This is a genomic window from Streptomyces sp. NPDC043738 (genome assembly GCF_056436545.1).
The window spans coordinates 294,856-310,041 of sequence record NZ_JBWKCJ010000001.1 but is presented as its reverse complement, the minus strand read 5'-3'; the positions used below and the strand labels follow the sequence as shown (position 1 = coordinate 310,041).

16 protein-coding genes are annotated in these 15,186 nt (G+C 73.0%); 3 read left to right on the top strand and 13 right to left on the bottom strand.

The features are described from left to right. Positions 1 to 56 precede the first annotated feature (56 nt). The 8 genes from AC0680_RS01390 to AC0680_RS01355 all read right to left on the bottom strand — a co-directional run bounded on the left by AC0680_RS01390 (position 57) and on the right by AC0680_RS01355 (position 8,073). On the bottom strand, positions 57 to 662 hold the full coding sequence (locus tag AC0680_RS01390; protein WP_478623919.1) for a GAF domain-containing protein: 606 nt from the start codon (positions 660 to 662) through the stop codon (positions 57 to 59). Next, the gene (locus AC0680_RS01385) at positions 659 to 1,276 is read right to left on the bottom strand and encodes a GTP-binding protein (protein WP_478623916.1); all 618 of its coding nucleotides are present in this window, start codon (positions 1,274 to 1,276) and stop codon (positions 659 to 661) included. Before AC0680_RS01385 ends, AC0680_RS01390 begins: the two co-directional genes overlap by 4 nt. Next, positions 1,254 to 1,655 carry a DUF742 domain-containing protein gene (locus tag AC0680_RS01380; protein WP_478623914.1) on the bottom strand — a complete coding sequence of 134 codons (402 nt, stop codon included), beginning with the start codon at positions 1,653 to 1,655 and terminating at the stop codon, positions 1,254 to 1,256. Before AC0680_RS01380 ends, AC0680_RS01385 begins: the two co-directional genes overlap by 23 nt. Further along, on the bottom strand, positions 1,652 to 2,101 hold the full coding sequence (locus tag AC0680_RS01375) for a roadblock/LC7 domain-containing protein (protein ID WP_468975256.1): 450 nt from the start codon (positions 2,099 to 2,101) through the stop codon (positions 1,652 to 1,654). The genes AC0680_RS01380 and AC0680_RS01375 overlap by 4 nt, the downstream gene beginning before the upstream one ends. Beyond that, positions 2,091 to 4,124 carry a sensor histidine kinase gene (locus AC0680_RS01370; RefSeq protein WP_478623911.1) on the bottom strand — a complete coding sequence of 678 codons (2,034 nt, stop codon included), beginning with the start codon at positions 4,122 to 4,124 and terminating at the stop codon, positions 2,091 to 2,093. Before AC0680_RS01370 ends, AC0680_RS01375 begins: the two co-directional genes overlap by 11 nt. Before the next feature lie 156 nt (positions 4,125 to 4,280). After that, positions 4,281 to 5,519, bottom strand: coding sequence for an MBL fold metallo-hydrolase (locus tag AC0680_RS01365; RefSeq protein ID WP_478623909.1), 1,239 nt, complete (start codon positions 5,517 to 5,519; stop codon positions 4,281 to 4,283). 234 nt (positions 5,520 to 5,753) lie between these two features. Next, positions 5,754 to 6,602 carry a GNAT family N-acetyltransferase gene (locus tag AC0680_RS01360; RefSeq protein ID WP_478623907.1) on the bottom strand — a complete coding sequence of 283 codons (849 nt, stop codon included), beginning with the start codon at positions 6,600 to 6,602 and terminating at the stop codon, positions 5,754 to 5,756. A 64-nt stretch (positions 6,603 to 6,666) separates the two neighbouring features. Beyond that, positions 6,667 to 8,073, bottom strand: coding sequence for an NAD(P)/FAD-dependent oxidoreductase (locus AC0680_RS01355; RefSeq protein WP_478623905.1), 1,407 nt, complete (start codon positions 8,071 to 8,073; stop codon positions 6,667 to 6,669). Between the two features lie 215 nt (positions 8,074 to 8,288). Here AC0680_RS01355 and AC0680_RS01350 point away from each other — a divergent pair, with 215 nt between their 5' ends. Continuing rightward, positions 8,289 to 9,305 (top strand): carbohydrate kinase family protein, encoded by a 1,017-nt coding sequence (locus AC0680_RS01350; protein ID WP_478623903.1) that lies wholly within the window; start codon positions 8,289 to 8,291, stop codon positions 9,303 to 9,305. Between the two features lie 52 nt (positions 9,306 to 9,357). Here the strand turns inward: AC0680_RS01350 and AC0680_RS01345 are convergent, their stop codons facing one another. Genes AC0680_RS01345 through AC0680_RS01335 form a run of 3 tightly spaced genes read right to left on the bottom strand, consistent with a single transcriptional unit; the run spans position 9,358 to position 11,412 of the window. Then, the gene (locus AC0680_RS01345) at positions 9,358 to 10,263 is read right to left on the bottom strand and encodes an SAM-dependent methyltransferase (RefSeq protein ID WP_478623901.1); all 906 of its coding nucleotides are present in this window, start codon (positions 10,261 to 10,263) and stop codon (positions 9,358 to 9,360) included. After that, positions 10,260 to 10,538, bottom strand: coding sequence for a DUF397 domain-containing protein (locus AC0680_RS01340; RefSeq protein ID WP_478623898.1), 279 nt, complete (start codon positions 10,536 to 10,538; stop codon positions 10,260 to 10,262). Before AC0680_RS01340 ends, AC0680_RS01345 begins: the two co-directional genes overlap by 4 nt. A 7-nt stretch (positions 10,539 to 10,545) precedes the next feature. Next, positions 10,546 to 11,412 carry a helix-turn-helix domain-containing protein gene (locus tag AC0680_RS01335; RefSeq protein WP_384429644.1) on the bottom strand — a complete coding sequence of 289 codons (867 nt, stop codon included), beginning with the start codon at positions 11,410 to 11,412 and terminating at the stop codon, positions 10,546 to 10,548. A 137-nt stretch (positions 11,413 to 11,549) separates the two neighbouring features. Between AC0680_RS01335 and AC0680_RS01330 the strand changes: the two genes are divergently transcribed. Continuing rightward, positions 11,550 to 12,017 (top strand): ATP-binding protein, encoded by a 468-nt coding sequence (locus AC0680_RS01330; protein ID WP_478623895.1) that lies wholly within the window; start codon positions 11,550 to 11,552, stop codon positions 12,015 to 12,017. 70 nt (positions 12,018 to 12,087) lie between these two features. Here the strand turns inward: AC0680_RS01330 and AC0680_RS01325 are convergent, their stop codons facing one another. Then, entirely contained in the window at positions 12,088 to 12,930 is an 843-nt protein-coding gene (locus AC0680_RS01325) for an SGNH/GDSL hydrolase family protein (RefSeq protein ID WP_478623892.1), read from the bottom strand. Positions 12,931 to 13,180: 250 nt separating this feature from the next. On the opposite strand from AC0680_RS01325, the gene AC0680_RS01320 reads away from it, so the two are divergent. Beyond that, complete coding sequence (locus tag AC0680_RS01320; protein WP_478623889.1) at positions 13,181 to 13,987, top strand: tyrosine-protein phosphatase; 807 nt, start codon at positions 13,181 to 13,183, stop codon at positions 13,985 to 13,987. 25 nt (positions 13,988 to 14,012) lie between these two features. Here the strand turns inward: AC0680_RS01320 and AC0680_RS01315 are convergent, their stop codons facing one another. Continuing rightward, a complete protein-coding gene (locus AC0680_RS01315; protein WP_478623887.1) occupies positions 14,013 to 15,179 on the bottom strand; it encodes a serpin family protein in 1,167 nt (388 codons plus the stop codon). Positions 15,180 to 15,186: the final 7 nt, after the last annotated feature.

Here is a 15,186-nt window from a genome sequence, read left to right as displayed (position 1 = left end):
GTCCACCGGCCCATCACAGCCCCGGGCCGGCCGCGGCGTCGGGCACCGCGCCCGGATCAGCGGGTGCCGCTCTGCCGCTCCTCCATGCGGTGGATCTGCTCGACGAGTTCGGCGGCCATCGACTTGATGGTCGCCAGTCCCTCCCGCCCCCAGGGACGCGGTTCGAGGTCCACCACACACACGGTGCCCAGCGCCATGCCGGTGCGGTCGATCAGTGGCGCGCCCAGGTAGGAGCGGATGCCGATCTCGTCCACGACGGGGTTGCCGGCGAACCGCGGATAGTCGCAGACGTCCTCCAGCACCAGCGCCTTGCGGCGGACGATGACATGCGGGCAGTAGCCGTGGTCGCGGTCCATCTCCCGGCCGGGCTGGGCGCTGGCGGGTGCCGGTCCCAGCTCGACCGCCTGGTCCTGGGCCGGGGTGTAGAGGCCGGCGAAGTACTGCCGGTGCTCGTCGATGAAGTTGACCATCGAGTACGGCGCCCGGGTGGTCCGGGCGAGCTTGCGGGCGAAGTCGTCGAACGCGGGCAGCGGGGAGTCACCGATGCCCAGGGCGCGCAACCGGGCCACCCGCGCCGGAGCCTCGTCGTCCTGAGGGGTGAGCAGCAGATGGCGCGTCGGGTCGTAGGAGACGTACGGGACGCGGGAGGCGGGGTGGTTCATGGGGGCTCCGGGGACGCGGTGAGGACGGGCGTGAGCAGATGCTGGACGAGCGAGACCAGGACACGGGTGGCCGAGCTGCACTGGCGGGCGTCGCAGAGCACGACGGGGGTGTCCGGGGCGAGGTCCATGGCGTTGCGGACCTCGTCCGGCTCGTAGCGGTAGGAGCCGTCGAACTCGTTGACGGCGACGATGAACTGGATGCCCCGCCGCTCGAAGAAGTCGACGGCGGCGAAGCACTGGTCCAGGCGGCGGGTGTCGGCGAGGATGACCGCGCCGAGCACACCGTTGGACAACTCGTCCCACATGAACCAGAAGCGCTGCTGCCCCGGCGTCCCGAAGAGGTAGAGGATGTGCTCGGGACCGAGCGTGATCCGGCCGAAGTCCATGGCGACGGTCGTGGTCTGCTTCTCCTCGACGCCCGCCAGATCGTCGGTGCCGACGCTGATCTGTGTGAGCAGCTCTTCCGTGCTGAGCGGCTCGATCTCGCTCACCGCTCCGACGAAGGTCGTCTTGCCGACGCCGAAGCCGCCCGCGACCAGGATTTTCAGCGCCGTCGGGAAGAGCTCGGCCGAGGTGTGCCCCTGCCGGGCGTCACAGTCGTTTGCGAAGTCCATTCAGCACCGCCTCCAGCAGGGCTCGGTCGGTACGGGAGGCGGGCCCCGCCGAAACGGCCGCGGGGGCCCGCGCGGTGAGCGCCCCGCAGTCGACGAGGTCGGCGAGGAGCACTTTGGTGACCACGGCGGGCAGCCGTATGTGGGCGGCGATCTCGGCGACCGAGACCGGCCCGCCGCACAGTCCCAGCACCTGGGCGTGTTCGGGGCCCTGCCCGGCGACGGGCCGCCGGCCGGTGGCCATCACCATGGTCAGCAGGTCGAAGTGCGCCGTCGGACGGGTCCGGCCGTTGCTGATGGTGTACGGGCGGACCAGCCGGCCCGCGGCGTCGTCGTACCACGGCTCGTGGCCCCGCTGCCGCCGGCGCACGGCCGCGGTCAACGACCGCCCGCGGACGCCTGGTGGCGCGCGGGGGTGGCAAGGTACGGCCGAACGCTCTTGACCAGCATCGACATCTCGTAGCCCAGTACCGCCACATCGGCCTCGCGCCCGGCGAGCACCGCCAGGCAGGCGCCCGATCCGGCGGTGGAGACGAACAGGAAGGAGGACTCCAGCTCGACGACGACCTGCAGGACGTCGCCGCCCTCGCCGAAGCGTGCTCCGGCGCTGCGGGCGAGGGAGTACAGGCCACAGGAGAGGGCCGCCATGTGATCGGCGCTGTCGGGGTCGAAGCCATGAGCGGCCTTGACCAGGCCGTCCGAGGACAGCAGGAGCGCGCTGCGGGCGTGCGGCACGCGCTGGACGAGCCCGGTCAGCAGCCAGGACAGATCGGTGTGCTGACTGCTCTGCAGCTGCGAATGCGCCTGCGCACGCACATCACTCACCATGGTTGCGGTCGTCTCCTCGGGGGCGGGCCATCGGGGCATCGTGGTCATGGTCGTGGAGCGGGTCACCGCCGGCCGGGCCGCCGGCTTCGCCGCCGTGGGCCGGAGTGGTGCCGTCGTCGCCGGCGGGGCCGGCATCGCTGTCCTCGGCGAGGCCGAAGCCGCGCCGGAAGGCGGCCATCAGGCCGGGGTCGTGCTCGGGCTCGGGGCCCGTACGGCGCGTCGGGGAGGGCAGGATCGGGTCACCGCGCAGTTCGGGGACGAGGTGCGTCTGCTTGTGCCGCCTCGGCAGCCTGGGGCGGGCGGCGTTGTCCATGGAAGCTGGCGGCGCGGGCGGCAGCACGACCGGGCCGGGCTCGGCGGGGGTGCCGCGGGCGGCTTCGGGTCGGTGCGGGTCGGGGGTGGCTGCGTCGGCCACGGCGGCTTCGGCGCGGTGGGTGCCCGCTGCGTGGACCAGCCGGCGGCGGGACGCGCCGGATCCGGGATCGGTGTCCTCGAAGGCCTCGGCGGGAACCGGGGCCCCGGGCTCGTCGTAGCCGTGCCGCGGGGTGCCGAGCGTGTCGTCGGGGGCGGGCGCGGGCGCGGGGATGGCCGCGGTCCGGGGGCCGTCGCCGCTGCGGTCGTGCGCGTCGTGACCGGCCTCCTCGGGGGCGTAGCCGCTGTCGTACGTCCCGTGCTCGCGGGCCGGGTCGGTGTCCGGGGATCCGATGCGCGGCGCTTCGGCACCGCCCGCCTCTCCGTCGGCGAAGTCCGCGCCGAGCAGTCCCTGCGGCACGATCAGCACGGCCTGCACACCGCCGTAGATGTTGCTCTGCAGCCGGACGACGATGCCGTGCCGGCGGGCGAGCGAGGAGACCACGAAGAGCCCGATCCGGCCGTCGCTCAGCAGCTCGTCGACGTCGACGTGGTCGGGGTCGGCGAGCAGGGCGTTCATCCGCGTCTGCTCGTCCGCGGACATCCCCAGGCCGCGGTCCTCGACCTCGACGGCCAGGCCGGCGGTGACGAGCTGGGCGCGCAGCAGGACGGGGGTCTGCGGGGCGGAGTAGATCGTGGCGTTCTCGACGAGTTCGGCGAGCAGGTGGATGACGTCGGCGACGGCGTGCCCGCGCAGGGTGCCCTCGATCGGCGGCACCAGCTTGATCCTCGGGTACTGCTCGACCTCGGCGATCGAGGAGCGCAGCACCTCGGTCATGGAGACCGGGCGGCTCCACTGGCGGCGCGAGATGGCGCCGCCGAGGACGGCGAGGTTCTCGGCGTGCCGGCGGATGCGGGTGGCCAGGTGGTCGACGTGGAACAGGCCCTTGAGCAGGTCCGGGTCCTCGACCTGGTTCTCCAGCTCGTCCAGCAGCTCGATCTCGCGGTGCACCAGGGACTGCAGCCGGCGGGCGAGGTTCACGAAGACCTCGACCTTCTGCTCGCTGCCGCTGGCGTTGCTGCGGGCGATGGCGACCGCGTCGATGACGGCGGACTCGGCGGCCCGGCCCGCGGCGGCGACTTCATGGGCGAGCAGGTCGAGGGTGTCACCGGTGGGTACCAGGGCCGCCTCGGGGTCGCGGCGCTGGAGCCATTCGCCCTGGCGTACCCGGTCCAGCAGGTCGTACAGGTCGGACTGGCTGCGGGCGCAGACCTGGCGCAACCGGGCGTAGCGGGTGACGGTGGCGCGGGCCTCGGAGTTGGCGGCCGCGCTCGCGGTGAGCACGATGACGCAGACGATGGCCAGTCCGCCGGACAGCACCACCCACTCCCGGCTGGTGATCCGGGCGCCGCCGGCCTGGACGACGAAGGCGGCGACGGCGGTGCAGACGACCGCGGTCAGCAGGCAGGGGACGGCGGTGAGCCGGACCAGACGGGACCGTATCGCCGAGTCGGCGGCCGACTCGGGGAAGGAGGCGCGGCCGTGTCGTCCGCCCTCCCGTTCCCGCCGCCTGACGGCGGGAACGGGGGCTGCCCCCGGGAAATCCCGGGTCTCTGGGGACCTGGGAGCCTCCTGGGACGTCTGGGGCCCCTGGGGGAATGCGGTAGGCATGGGCGCCCTCCGGATCGGCCGTTGGCAGTTCACGGAGCACGCACGCTAGTTGTTGCCGGGGTGGGGTTCGGACCTACTTCGAGGTTTCGCTACCCCGCGCCACCTCCCTGGGTGGGCGAGGCGCGCACGCCAGTGCGAGCAGATCCGAACCTCCGTTCAAAAAGAGGGAGTTGACGCCTCCGCGGATGCCCCTTCCGAGGGTTCCGACGGTTCCGCGGCTCCCGACGGCTCGCGGACGGCGCTCGCCGGCACGACGCGCGCCGGGGGCCAACTCGGCCAGCCCTGAACCGGCGGCACGGCCACCGCCCGCCACCAGGGCTCCACGACCGGCTCGTCGGCGGGCTCGAACGGCTTGCCCGGCACCGGTGCGGCCACCTTCGCACCGTCCCTCCGCGCCGCCGCGACCGTGCGCTCCACGGGTTCGGACCACGGATGGGGCGCGAGGTTGAAGGTGCCCCAGTGGATCGGCAGCAGCACTCCCTGCGGGCTGCCGCCGGACAGGTCGGCGTGCGCCCGCAGCCCCTCCTCGGGGGTCATATGGATGTCCGGCCAGAAATCGCTGTACGCACCGATCTGGATCATCGTCGCGTCGAACGGGCCGTGCGCCGCGCCGATCTCGGCGAAGCCGGAGAAGTAGCCGGTGTCACCGCTGTGGAAGATCCGGTGCTGGGGGCCGGCGACCACCCAGGAGGCCCACAGGGTGTGCTGGGGGCCGCGCAGGCCGCGGCCGCAGAAGTGCTGGGCGGGGGTGGCGGTGAGGGTCAGGCCGCCGACGCGGGTGGCCTCGTGCCAGTCCAGCTCGGTGATCCGCTCCTCGGGAACGCCCCAGAACTCCAGGTCGGCGCCGATCCCGAGCGGGACGACGAAGGCCGCGCCGGTGCGGATCAGGCCCTGGACCGTCGACATGTCGAGATGGTCGTAGTGGTCGTGCGAGATCACCACGACGTCGACCGGGTCGAGCGCGTCCAGCTCGACGGGCACCGGGTGCATCCGCTTGGGTCCGGCCCAGGTGAAGGGCGAGCAGCGCTCACCCCAGACCGGGTCGAAGAGCACCCGCCGCCCGTCTATCTCGGCCAGCACGCTCGAATGGCCCATCCAGGTGAGCCGCAGCCCGGAGGCGGGCGGCCGGCCCCAGTCCTCGGCGGTCGGGCGGTGCACCGGAATCCGGCCGACCGGCGCCCGGCGCAGCCGCCCCTCACGGCTCAGCTGCGTACGTGCCATCGGCAGCGCGGAGCCGTGGAGCAGTTGCCTGGTGGGCGCAGGATTGCGGAACTGCCCGTCCACGAACTGCGGCGATCTGCGCATCCTGGCCAGCCGCTCTCCTGTGGGCTCGGCGCCGAAGCTCGCGGGGCGCAGTGCGGAAAGTCGAGTGCGGCGGGGTCGGGAACCGGTCACGGCACCTCCATGGTCGGGGCAGTCGCGAAGTGAACGGGCCGCGCGAGCGGCAGGTTCCGGCACACCGCGCCTCGCGGCGCCGTCGTGCGCTCCCGCACCACGACACCCGGACTCCACACCATCACCCGCAGACCACAACCGCGCGACCGGCTGCGGCATTCCAGGCCGGGGTGTGAGGTCCTTCGCACCGATGGGGCGGCGGGCACCGGCGACCCCGCCCCGTACCCGAACCCCTCACCCGAACTCCAGTACGACATGCTCCTCCATCGGGCGGTAGCCGAGCCGCTGGTAGAGGGCGTTGCTGGTGGGGTTGGCGAGGTCGGCGAAGAGCAGCACCTCGCGGGCACCGCCGTCCCGTGCGGCGCCCGAGACGGCGGCGGTCGCGGCCCCGGCGAAACCGCGTCCGCGCAGCTCGGGCGGGGTGTAGACGGGGGCGACCCGGGCCATGCCGCTGAGCGTGCGGGTGACCCCGGCCATGGCGACCGGCCGTCCACCGGCCTCCCACAGCATGCAGCGGCCGCCGGCGATGCGGTCGTCGACCGCACGGGCGTCGCGCGGCGGCGGGCCACCGGTCTCGGCGGCGAAGGCCGTGGACCAGGCGAGCAGGAGATCCCGGTCGGCGGGCGTGGCGGGACGGGCCGCACCGGGCGGTGCGGGGGTGGGCGGCGTCAGCTCGCCCAGCCGGTAGCGGCGGTGGCGTTTGGCCAGACGCACCGTGCCCCCCAGCCGCTCCTGCCAGGCCGCGGCGAACGCCTCGGCCGCCGCCCTGACGCCGTTCACCCCCGGAATGCCGTCCGGCTCGTGCGCCAGCGCCTGCGCCAGCTCGACCGCGGCACCGTCCGGCATCGGCGAGAGCAGCACCGTGCGCGGCGGTGTCCGGACGAACGCCGCACCGACCGCGCCCCGCCCGTCGCGCCGCCACCATCCGAACCACGGCGCGTCGTCTCCGTACCTGTCCCGGCCCAACTCCCGCAGGGCGGACACCACCGACAGCAGCACGGTGTGCTCGGCCGGCCGCCCGCGCAGGAACGCGCCGGCGGCGGCTTCGAATGCGCCCGGGTCCCGGGTCGTCGTCCATGTCATGCCTCACCCTTGCGCAGGTCCGCGGGCGGGCGCAGCCGGATTTCCGGGCCGGCTCCGGCGGAGCTCAGGTCCCCTCGACGACGGTGGGCGGGGCGGGGAGTCCGCGGCGCCGGGGCAGCAGGAGGGTGCGGAGCAGGATCCGGGGGGCGAGGAGCCGGGTGGGGGGTGCGGTGAGGCAGAAGACGTCCCGGAAGGCGTTGCCGACGACGCGGTCGACGCCGGCGCGGGCGAACAGCCGGTCGACGTACCAGGTGCTCAGCCGTTCGCCGAGGCCCGCCCCGGCTTCCTGGCCGCCGGCGTAGGGGCGGTCCGCGCCCACCGCGGCGAGCCAGGCGGGCTCCACGGCGCGGGCCACCGCCCGCTGCGCCTCGGCGGTGGCACCGGGCCGCAGACCGCCACCGCCGGCGAGGGCGTCGCGCACCGCCAGCGCGCCCAGCGCGGCGACCGACATGCCCTGCCCGTATACGGGGTTGAAGGTGCAGGCGGCGTCCCCCAGGACGAGGAACCCTTCGGGCAGGGCACCGGGGCGCTCGAAACGCCGACGCCGGTTGCGGGTGTCGCGGAAGCCGTGCACCGGCGAGAGCGGCTCGGCCCGTGCGAGCAGTTCGTGGATGTACGGGTCGCCGATCGTGGCGCTGAACGCGGTGAACTCGGCCGCGTCCGTGGGCGGGTGGTGCCCGCGCACGCCCGACAGCGTCAGCAGCCAGTTGCCGTCCTCGACCGGGATGTACGCGGCGCCGCGGGGACACTCCGGCCAGCCGGGGACGTTGACGCCCGCGTCGGGGGCGGTGTCCAGGTCCTTGGGCCGGTACATCCGGGTGGCGTAGGCGAGTCCGGCGTCGACGGTCTCCTCGTGCGGGGAGGTCCGGCCCAGTGCGGCGTACCACTGGGGGGCGCGGGATGCCCGGCCCGAGGCGTCCACGACGAGCGCGGCCGGCAGCGCCCGTTCGGCGGGCTCACCCGGCCCGGCGTCCCGTGACCGGACGCGCACCCCGCTCACCCGGCCGGCGTCCCCGGTCAGCCCGACGGCCTCGGTCGCCTCCAGGACCTCCACCCGGGTGGGCGAGCCGGCGGCCACCCGCAGCGCCCGCTCGCGTACGACCGCGTCCAGCACCGGCCGGGTGATGCTCAGCGTGCGATGACGGCGCTCGTCGAAGCGGCGCTGCCATCCGGTGGGGGTACGGGTGAGGATGTCGCGCGGCAGATACAGGCTGCGCGCCCCGGCCTCGGTGAGCGCGGCGACCGTGCCGGGCAGCAGCTCCTCCAGCGCCCGCTGACCGCCGCTGAGGAGGATGTGCAGATGGCGGGCCTGCGGGACGCCCTTACGGAAGGCACGGTCCCGCGGATACCGGTCGCGTTCGACGACCGTGATCGCCTCGACCTGTCCGATGAGGGCGGTGACGGCCAGCATTCCGGCGAGCCCGCCCCCGATCACGATCGCGGTGCGCCCGCCATTGGAGTGCTCTGCCATCCCCACCTCGTTCCCCTGCCGGACCCGTCGGGCCACCGCTCGTCTGCACGACTTCTTGCGATTCCTTTCCTCCCTCGTGCCACCCCAGTCCCTGACATCCCGATTTGCGGCGCTGCTGCGTCTAGGGTGTGTCTCTCCGGCAGTGGACGCACCCGTCCGCAAACGGTCTCGCCAGCAAGGGATTCGCCTCACCAGCAAGAGATTCAGGGACGCTTGTGACATTCCAGCAGGTTTCTGAGCCGTATGACGCATACGACGTACTCGTCTTCGGCGGGACGGGCGTGGACACCGTCGTGCCGGTCGGCGCGCTGCCCGTGCCGCTCGCCGATTCCCACCCGGTGGCGCCCATCCGCGAGTGGGCGGGGCACACCGGCACCGGCGTCGCGCTGGGGTGCGCGGCGCTCGGGCTGGCCACCGGGCTCGTGGACTTCATCGGCGACGACCATCCCGGCAGCCTGGTCCGCGAGCGGCTGGCCGGCACCGGCGTCGACTTCCGTCCGCTGATCTCCCCGCACGGCACCCGGCGCGCGGTCAACCTCGTCTCTCCCGACGGCCGCCGGATGTCCTTCCACGACGCCCGCGACCCGCGCGACCTGCGGATGCCGGCCGAGCACTACCTCCCCGCGCTGCGCCGGGCCCGGCACGTCCATCTGTCGATCACGCACTTCGCGCGCTTCGTCTACGACGACATCGAAGCGCTCGGCCTCCCCGTCTCCACCGATCTGCACGACTGGGACGGCCTGACCGAACACCACCGGGAGTTCGCGTTCCGCTCGGACCTGGTGTTCCTCAGCACGGCCGGGGCGGGCGAACGGATCGGGTCCGTCATGCGGGACATCCTCCGCCAGGGGCGCGCCGAGGCGGTGATCGCGACGGCCGGTGCGGGCGGCGCGTACCTCCTCACGCCCGACGACCGCACCCCGCGGCTCGTACCGGCCGTGGCCCCGCCCGGCCCGGTCGTGGACAGCAACGGCGCCGGCGACGCCTTCACCTGTGGCTTCCTCTACGGCCGGCTGGCGGGCCGGCCGCTCGAGGAGTGCGCTCGGCTGGGCGCCGTCGCGGGCGCGCACGCGTGCACCGCGCCGGGGACGCACACCGCCCTCGTCGGACCCGACGAGCTGCGCGGGGTGCTCAACACCCCGGCGGCCGCCCCCGACCTGACGGCACGTGTGGTGGCGCCGCCCGGACTCCCGGAGCCGCCGGAGGCCCAGGTCTCCCCCGCGGGGGCGTAGGTCTCCAGGTACGTCGCCTGCGGCCTTCCGCCCCCGCCGGTGTCCGGTGGTCTCAGCCCTTGCGGCCCACCGCGCCGTAGAAAATGATGTTGTTGAGTTCCTCCGCGCCGGGCACCTCGCCGTCCGGCCGCCACAGCGGCACCCGTACGACGCCGGGCGGCAGCAGTGCGAACGGCCCGAAGAGCCGCTCGATACCGGCCTTCGACCGCAGGTTGAGGGTGGCGGTGGCGCTCTTGTAGACGTCCTGCACGCCGGCTCGCGCCACCTCGTCCGTGTGGCCGCCTTCGTACGCCTCGTAGGGCTCGTCGGTGGCGTGCGACAGGACGAGGTGACTGCCCGCGGGGAGCTCCTCGGCGAGGGCGGCGACGATGCCTGCGGGGTCCTCGTCGTCCCGGACGAAGTGCAGCACCGCGACCAGCAGCAGTGCCACCGGCCGGTCGAAGTCGATCAGTTCGCGGACGGTGGGGTGCGCCAGGATCGCCCGGGGGTCGCGGACGTCGCCGAGCACGAAGCCGGTGTGCGCGGTGTTGGTCAGCCGGGCCCCGGCGTGGGTGGCGACGATCGGGTCGTTGTCGGCGTACACGACGCGGGTGTCGGGGGCGATCTCGCGGGCCACCTCGTGGGTGTTGGGCGAAGTGGGGATGCCGGTGCCGATGTCGATGATCTGGCGGATGCCGCCGGCGACCAGTTCGCGCACCGCCCGGCGCAGGAACGCGCGGTTGGCGCGGGCGCTGAGCCGCACCTGGGGGTGGACCTCGATGACCCGCTCGGCGGCCACCCGGTCGACCTCGTAGTTGTCCCAGCCGCCGAGGTAGTAGTCGTACATCCGCGCCGGGTGCGGCCGGCTGGTGTCGATCTCCTCGGCCGCGAAGCCGGAGTGCGCCGGGCCCGGGGCGTACGGTCCGATCTGCGGGACCTCCGGGTCCGGGGCCGCGGGGGAGGTGTTCTGCTCGCTCACGCCGACCTCCGTTCGGCGCACCGGCCCGGTGCGGCGGAGAGCAGGAAGTCGGCGTGGCCGGCCTTGGCGCCCTCGATGAAACTCACCATTTCACGGTGGGTGTAGATGAGTGCCGGGCCGTCCGGGTCGGTGGACTGGCGCAGCGCGATGCGGCCGTCCCCCAGCCGCATCGCCTCGACGCACTCGCCGCCGTTCCCGCCGCTCCATGGTTTGTGCCAGCCCTCTGTGCCCAGCTCTTTGGCGGGCATGCCGTTGTAGATGCGTATGCGATCCATGGGGGGTTCAGATCTCCTTGCGAAAGCCACCCAGAATGGCCTCGGTGGTGTGTGCCGGCGCGGCCTGCGCGCACATCCGGTCCAGGGCCTCCAGGAACTGCGAGACGTCGTTGCGCTGGTCGAAGTACACGGCTCCGACGAGGCTCTCCGCGTATGCGATGTCCGGGAGTTCCGGGATCGGGAAGCGGAAGATGTGGAAGGGCCCGTACATGGCGGGGTGCGGGCCCGCGGCGAAGGGCATGAGCTGCAGCCGCACGTTCGGCAGCGCGGTGGCCTCCATGAGCCGGGTGATCTGGTCGCGCATCACCTTGGGCCCGCCGATCGGCCGCCGCAGGACGGTCTCGTCCATGACCACCCACAGCATCGGTGCGTTCTCGCGGGTCAGCAGGGCCTGCCGCTCCATGCGCAGCGCGACGATGCGGTCGATGTCGGCCGCGGAGGCGTGCGGCATACCGGCGCGCAGGACGGCGGTGGCGTAGTCCTCGGTCTGCAGCAGCCCGGGGACGTAGTGCGGCTGGTAGGCGCGGATGAGGTTGGCCTCGCCCTCCAGGCTGACGAACGCGCTGAACCACTCGGGCAGTACGTCGCGGAAGCGGTGCCACCAGCCTGGCTTGTTGGCCTCGCGGGCCAACGACAAGAAGCCCTCGACCTCGTCGCCGTCGGTGACGCCGTAGGTCGCCAGCAGCTTCTCGACGTAGGGGAGTTTGAGGCCGACCTCGGCCTTCTCCATGCGCCTGATCGTGGCGTGGGTCACATCGAGCGCCGCGGCGGCCTGCTCGAAGGAGAGTCCCGCCTTTTCGCGCAGGTCCTGCAGCCGCTTGCCGAGCACCACCCGCAGGACGGTCGGTGCGCCTGCCGACCGTGGGTCCGCCACGTCCGATCGCCTCCAACTGATGTCAGTGATCAGCAGTGTGTCATGCCGTCATCATTAACGAACAGACTGCACTTACGATTCTGCAAATTACAGAGTGATCCTTGCCATCGGTGACCAACATCGCACATAGTTACGGCGTGGCTTCCTCCAACAACGCTTCTTCGTTAGGGCGCTGTGGCGGCTTCGTCGCCCAGTACCCGCAGGACGCGTTCCACTTGCCGGCGCGACGCACGTCCGTTCCCGAGGCGCGCAGACGCGTCAGTGCGCTGCTGTGCGAGTGGGGCGCGGATCAACAGGTCCGCGACGACGTGGAGTTGGTGGTCTCCGAGCTGTTCACCAACGCGGTACGGCACACCGACAGCGAGAAGGTCGGCTGCGAACTGAGCCTCGTCGGGACGCACATACGCATAGAGATCACGGACCAGGGCGGGCCGGGGCTCTCGGCACCGCACGTCCAGCCCGGCAGCGTGGACAAGGAGTGCGGACGGGGCCTGTTCCTCGTCGGGGCGCTGTCCGACGGCTGGGGATCGCGGCCCGCCGACAGCGGTCAGGGCCGGGTCGTCTGGGCCGACCTGCCGTACACGGGCACCGCGGCACACAACTGAGGCCCCGTTCCGCGTCGGCGGAAGCGGGGCCTCAGTCATGCCGCGGGCCCGCCATGGGGCCGCGGCCGCACTACAGCGGAAGCAGGTCCGGTCGCTTGGGCTCGACATGGTCGCCGGAGGACTCGCCGCGCAGCCGGCGGCCGATCCACGGTACGAGGTGCTCCCGCGCCCAGTGGATGTTGTCCCGCCGCGCCTCGGCGGCCGACCGCTCCGCCTCCGGGGGCCACGGCTGGTCCGGGTCGGCCGGCACCCGAAGACCGAGCACCTGGGCCGCGCGCAGCGCCACCCGGGTGTGGCCGTCGGCCGACAGATGCAGCCGGTCCTCGCTCCAGGCCCGCCGGTCCTGCACCGACTTCAGCGACCACAGGTCCAGCACCGGGCAGTCGTGCCGGTCCGCGATGGCCCGGACGTGCGCCGTATACGTCGCGATCTTGCCGCGCAGATGCTTGAGCACCGGGACACCGCGGGTGTCGAAGCCGGTGCAGAGCAGGACCGTACCGACCGACCGCCGCAGATCGACGACCGCGGCCTCGTAGCGCTCGGCGACCGCGTCCGGGTCCGAGCCGGGCCGCAGGATGTCGTTGCCGCCGGCACAGAACGTCACCAGCGCCGGGGCGAGCTCCTTCGCCCGCGGCACCTGCTCCTCGACGATCTGGTCCAGAAGCCGTCCCCTGACGGCGAGGTTCGCATAGCGGAAGTCCCCCTCCGCCTGCTGGTCCGAGAGCAGGACCGCGAGCCGGTCCGCCCAACCGATGTACACCCCGTCAGGGCCGGGATCCCCGACCCCCTCTGTGAAGCTGTCCCCGACGGCTGCGTACGACCCGATGGCGCCGTGGGCGCCGGTGATGATGTCCTTCGACTCATCTGCAGCGCTCCTGGCGCCGCTGCTGATGTTCTTCGAATCGTCTGCCACGTCAGGACATACTTCACCTTCAGAAGTGACCTACGCCACCGTAACCAGGGGTTGACGGGGGGTGATTAATGCCACCAGGTCAAATTCTTCTCAAGTTGGAATAATGATCGATCACACAATGCTCCGAGCGCCGTCTCGCGCTTCCACACGCCACCATCGCGGCTTGATTGAGTATTGCATCAGTGTCGTATCGTCGGTTGTGCCCGCGCCGTCGACGAACAGCGTCGCCGGCCGACACCAAGGAGCGCCCGTGACGCAGACGCCGCAGGTCCCCCAGGCACAGCCCGAGCTCGCGGAGGTCCGCAACTTCCGCGATGTGGGCGGGCTGCCGACCGTGGACGGGCGTCGCGTACGGGAGGGCAGGCTCTTCCGCAGCGGGCACCTCGCCCACGCCACGGAACAGGACACGGCGTTTCTGGCCGGTCTCGGGCTGCACACCATCTTCGACTTCCGCAACGCCTCGGACATCAAGCTGGAGGGCCCCGATGTCGCGCTGCCCGGCGTGCGCAATGTGAACATCCCGCTCACCGACCCGGCCGACGGCGCGGAGTTCTGGACGATGGTGCGCGACGGTGAGCTGGGGCAGCTGCGCACCCTGCTCGGCGACGGCAAGGCCGCGGCCCGCATGACGGCGACCTACCGCCACATCATCACCACCCGCACGGAAGACCACAGCCGGGTGCTGCACGCGCTCGCCGAGGACAGCGTCCCGGCGCTGATGCACTGCGCGGCCGGCAAGGACCGCGCGGGCCTGTCCGTCGCGGTGACCCTGCTGGCGGTCGGCGTGGAGCGGGACGCCATCGAGGAGGACTACCTCAAGTCCAACGAGCCGCACCGCCGCTACAAGATCCGCCGCTCCGACGACTCCGCGGTCGGGATGTCCCCGGAGGTCCTGGAGCTGCTCTCGCCGCTGTTCGGTGCGCACACCGACTACCTCACGGCCGCCTACGACGCGATCGAGAAGACCTGGGGCTCGACGGAGAGCTACCTCACCGACGGCCTGAAGCTGGCGCCCGCCACCCGCGAGCGGCTGCGCGACCGGCTGCTGGAGGGCTGAGCCGCTACGGGCGAGCAGCGGCCGCTCACGGCTCGGCGACCCAGCCCGCGGCCAGCACCAGGCCCGACGCCCGGTGCACGGCCAGGAAGCCGAAGGGCCGGTCGTAGCGGGCCGCGATCCGCAGCGCCTGGTGGCGCGCGGGCGGCGGCGCGGCGCCCGCGGCGGCCGGCATGACCGTGACGGCCGCCGCCCTGAAGCCCCGCGGGCCGAAGGTCGCGGTCGCCGTCTGGCGGGCGGCCGCCGTCGCGAGCGGGGTGTCACTGATACCGGGGAAGTGCCCACGGGAGGTGTCACAGGCGCTGGCGAGACCGAAGAGGTCCGCCCGCTTCAGCAGATCGTGGTCGGCGTCGACGGTGAACGCCGTGGTGGTGAGGTGCAGTCGCGGGGCGGCGTCGACACTTGGCACCGTCGTCACCGTCAGCCCCGGCCCCGCGCCCTCGTCGAGCGCCGCGCCGGACACCGTTGGGTAGCTGCCGCCCAGCGCCGCGACACCGTGGTCCAGCACCGCACCGCCCGGTGTCCGGGGCCCGCCGAGCAGCAGATGGACGTCCAGGCCGTTGTCGCCCTCGACCGTGACGTCGGTGAGCGGACCGGCCGGTGTGGCGTGCACCCGCACCCGGTCCACATCGGGCCCGGAGCGGCTGAGCGAGGTCAGCTCCCGCCCCGCCCAAGGCCCTTCGCCCACCCGGTCCGGGAACGCCTGGAACGGCCGCACCCAGGTGGTCCGCACCAGCAGGGCACTGGCCAGGACCAGCAGCATGTCGGGGGTGACCTGCACCGGCATCCGCTCGATCAGGCCGTCGGTGTGCCGGCGCGCCCAGGCGTCGAGCGCCGTCTGGTCCGCGGCCGGGTCCGCGGTGAGCTCGCCGTGCACGCCGGGCGGCAGGCCGCCCAGCCACGCGGGGCGCAGCGTCAGGGTGCGGCGGGCCCACAGGCCCACCGCCGCGTCGACGCCGTCCGCGGCGGCCAGCGCGGCGAGGAGTTCACCGCCCTCGCGTACCGCGTGCTCCGGATCCGTGCCGAGGGCCTCGGCCAGCTCCGTACGCGCCGGGCCGGCCGCCGGGCCGGCGAGGAGGGCCAGCAGCGGCCAGACGCCGGCCGCGGTCAGCACCGTGCCCTGCTCCCCCACCGTCTCCCGCGCCCAGCGCGCCGTCATCGTGTTGACGGACCGCACCGTCGTCCCGGCAACCATCGCGCCC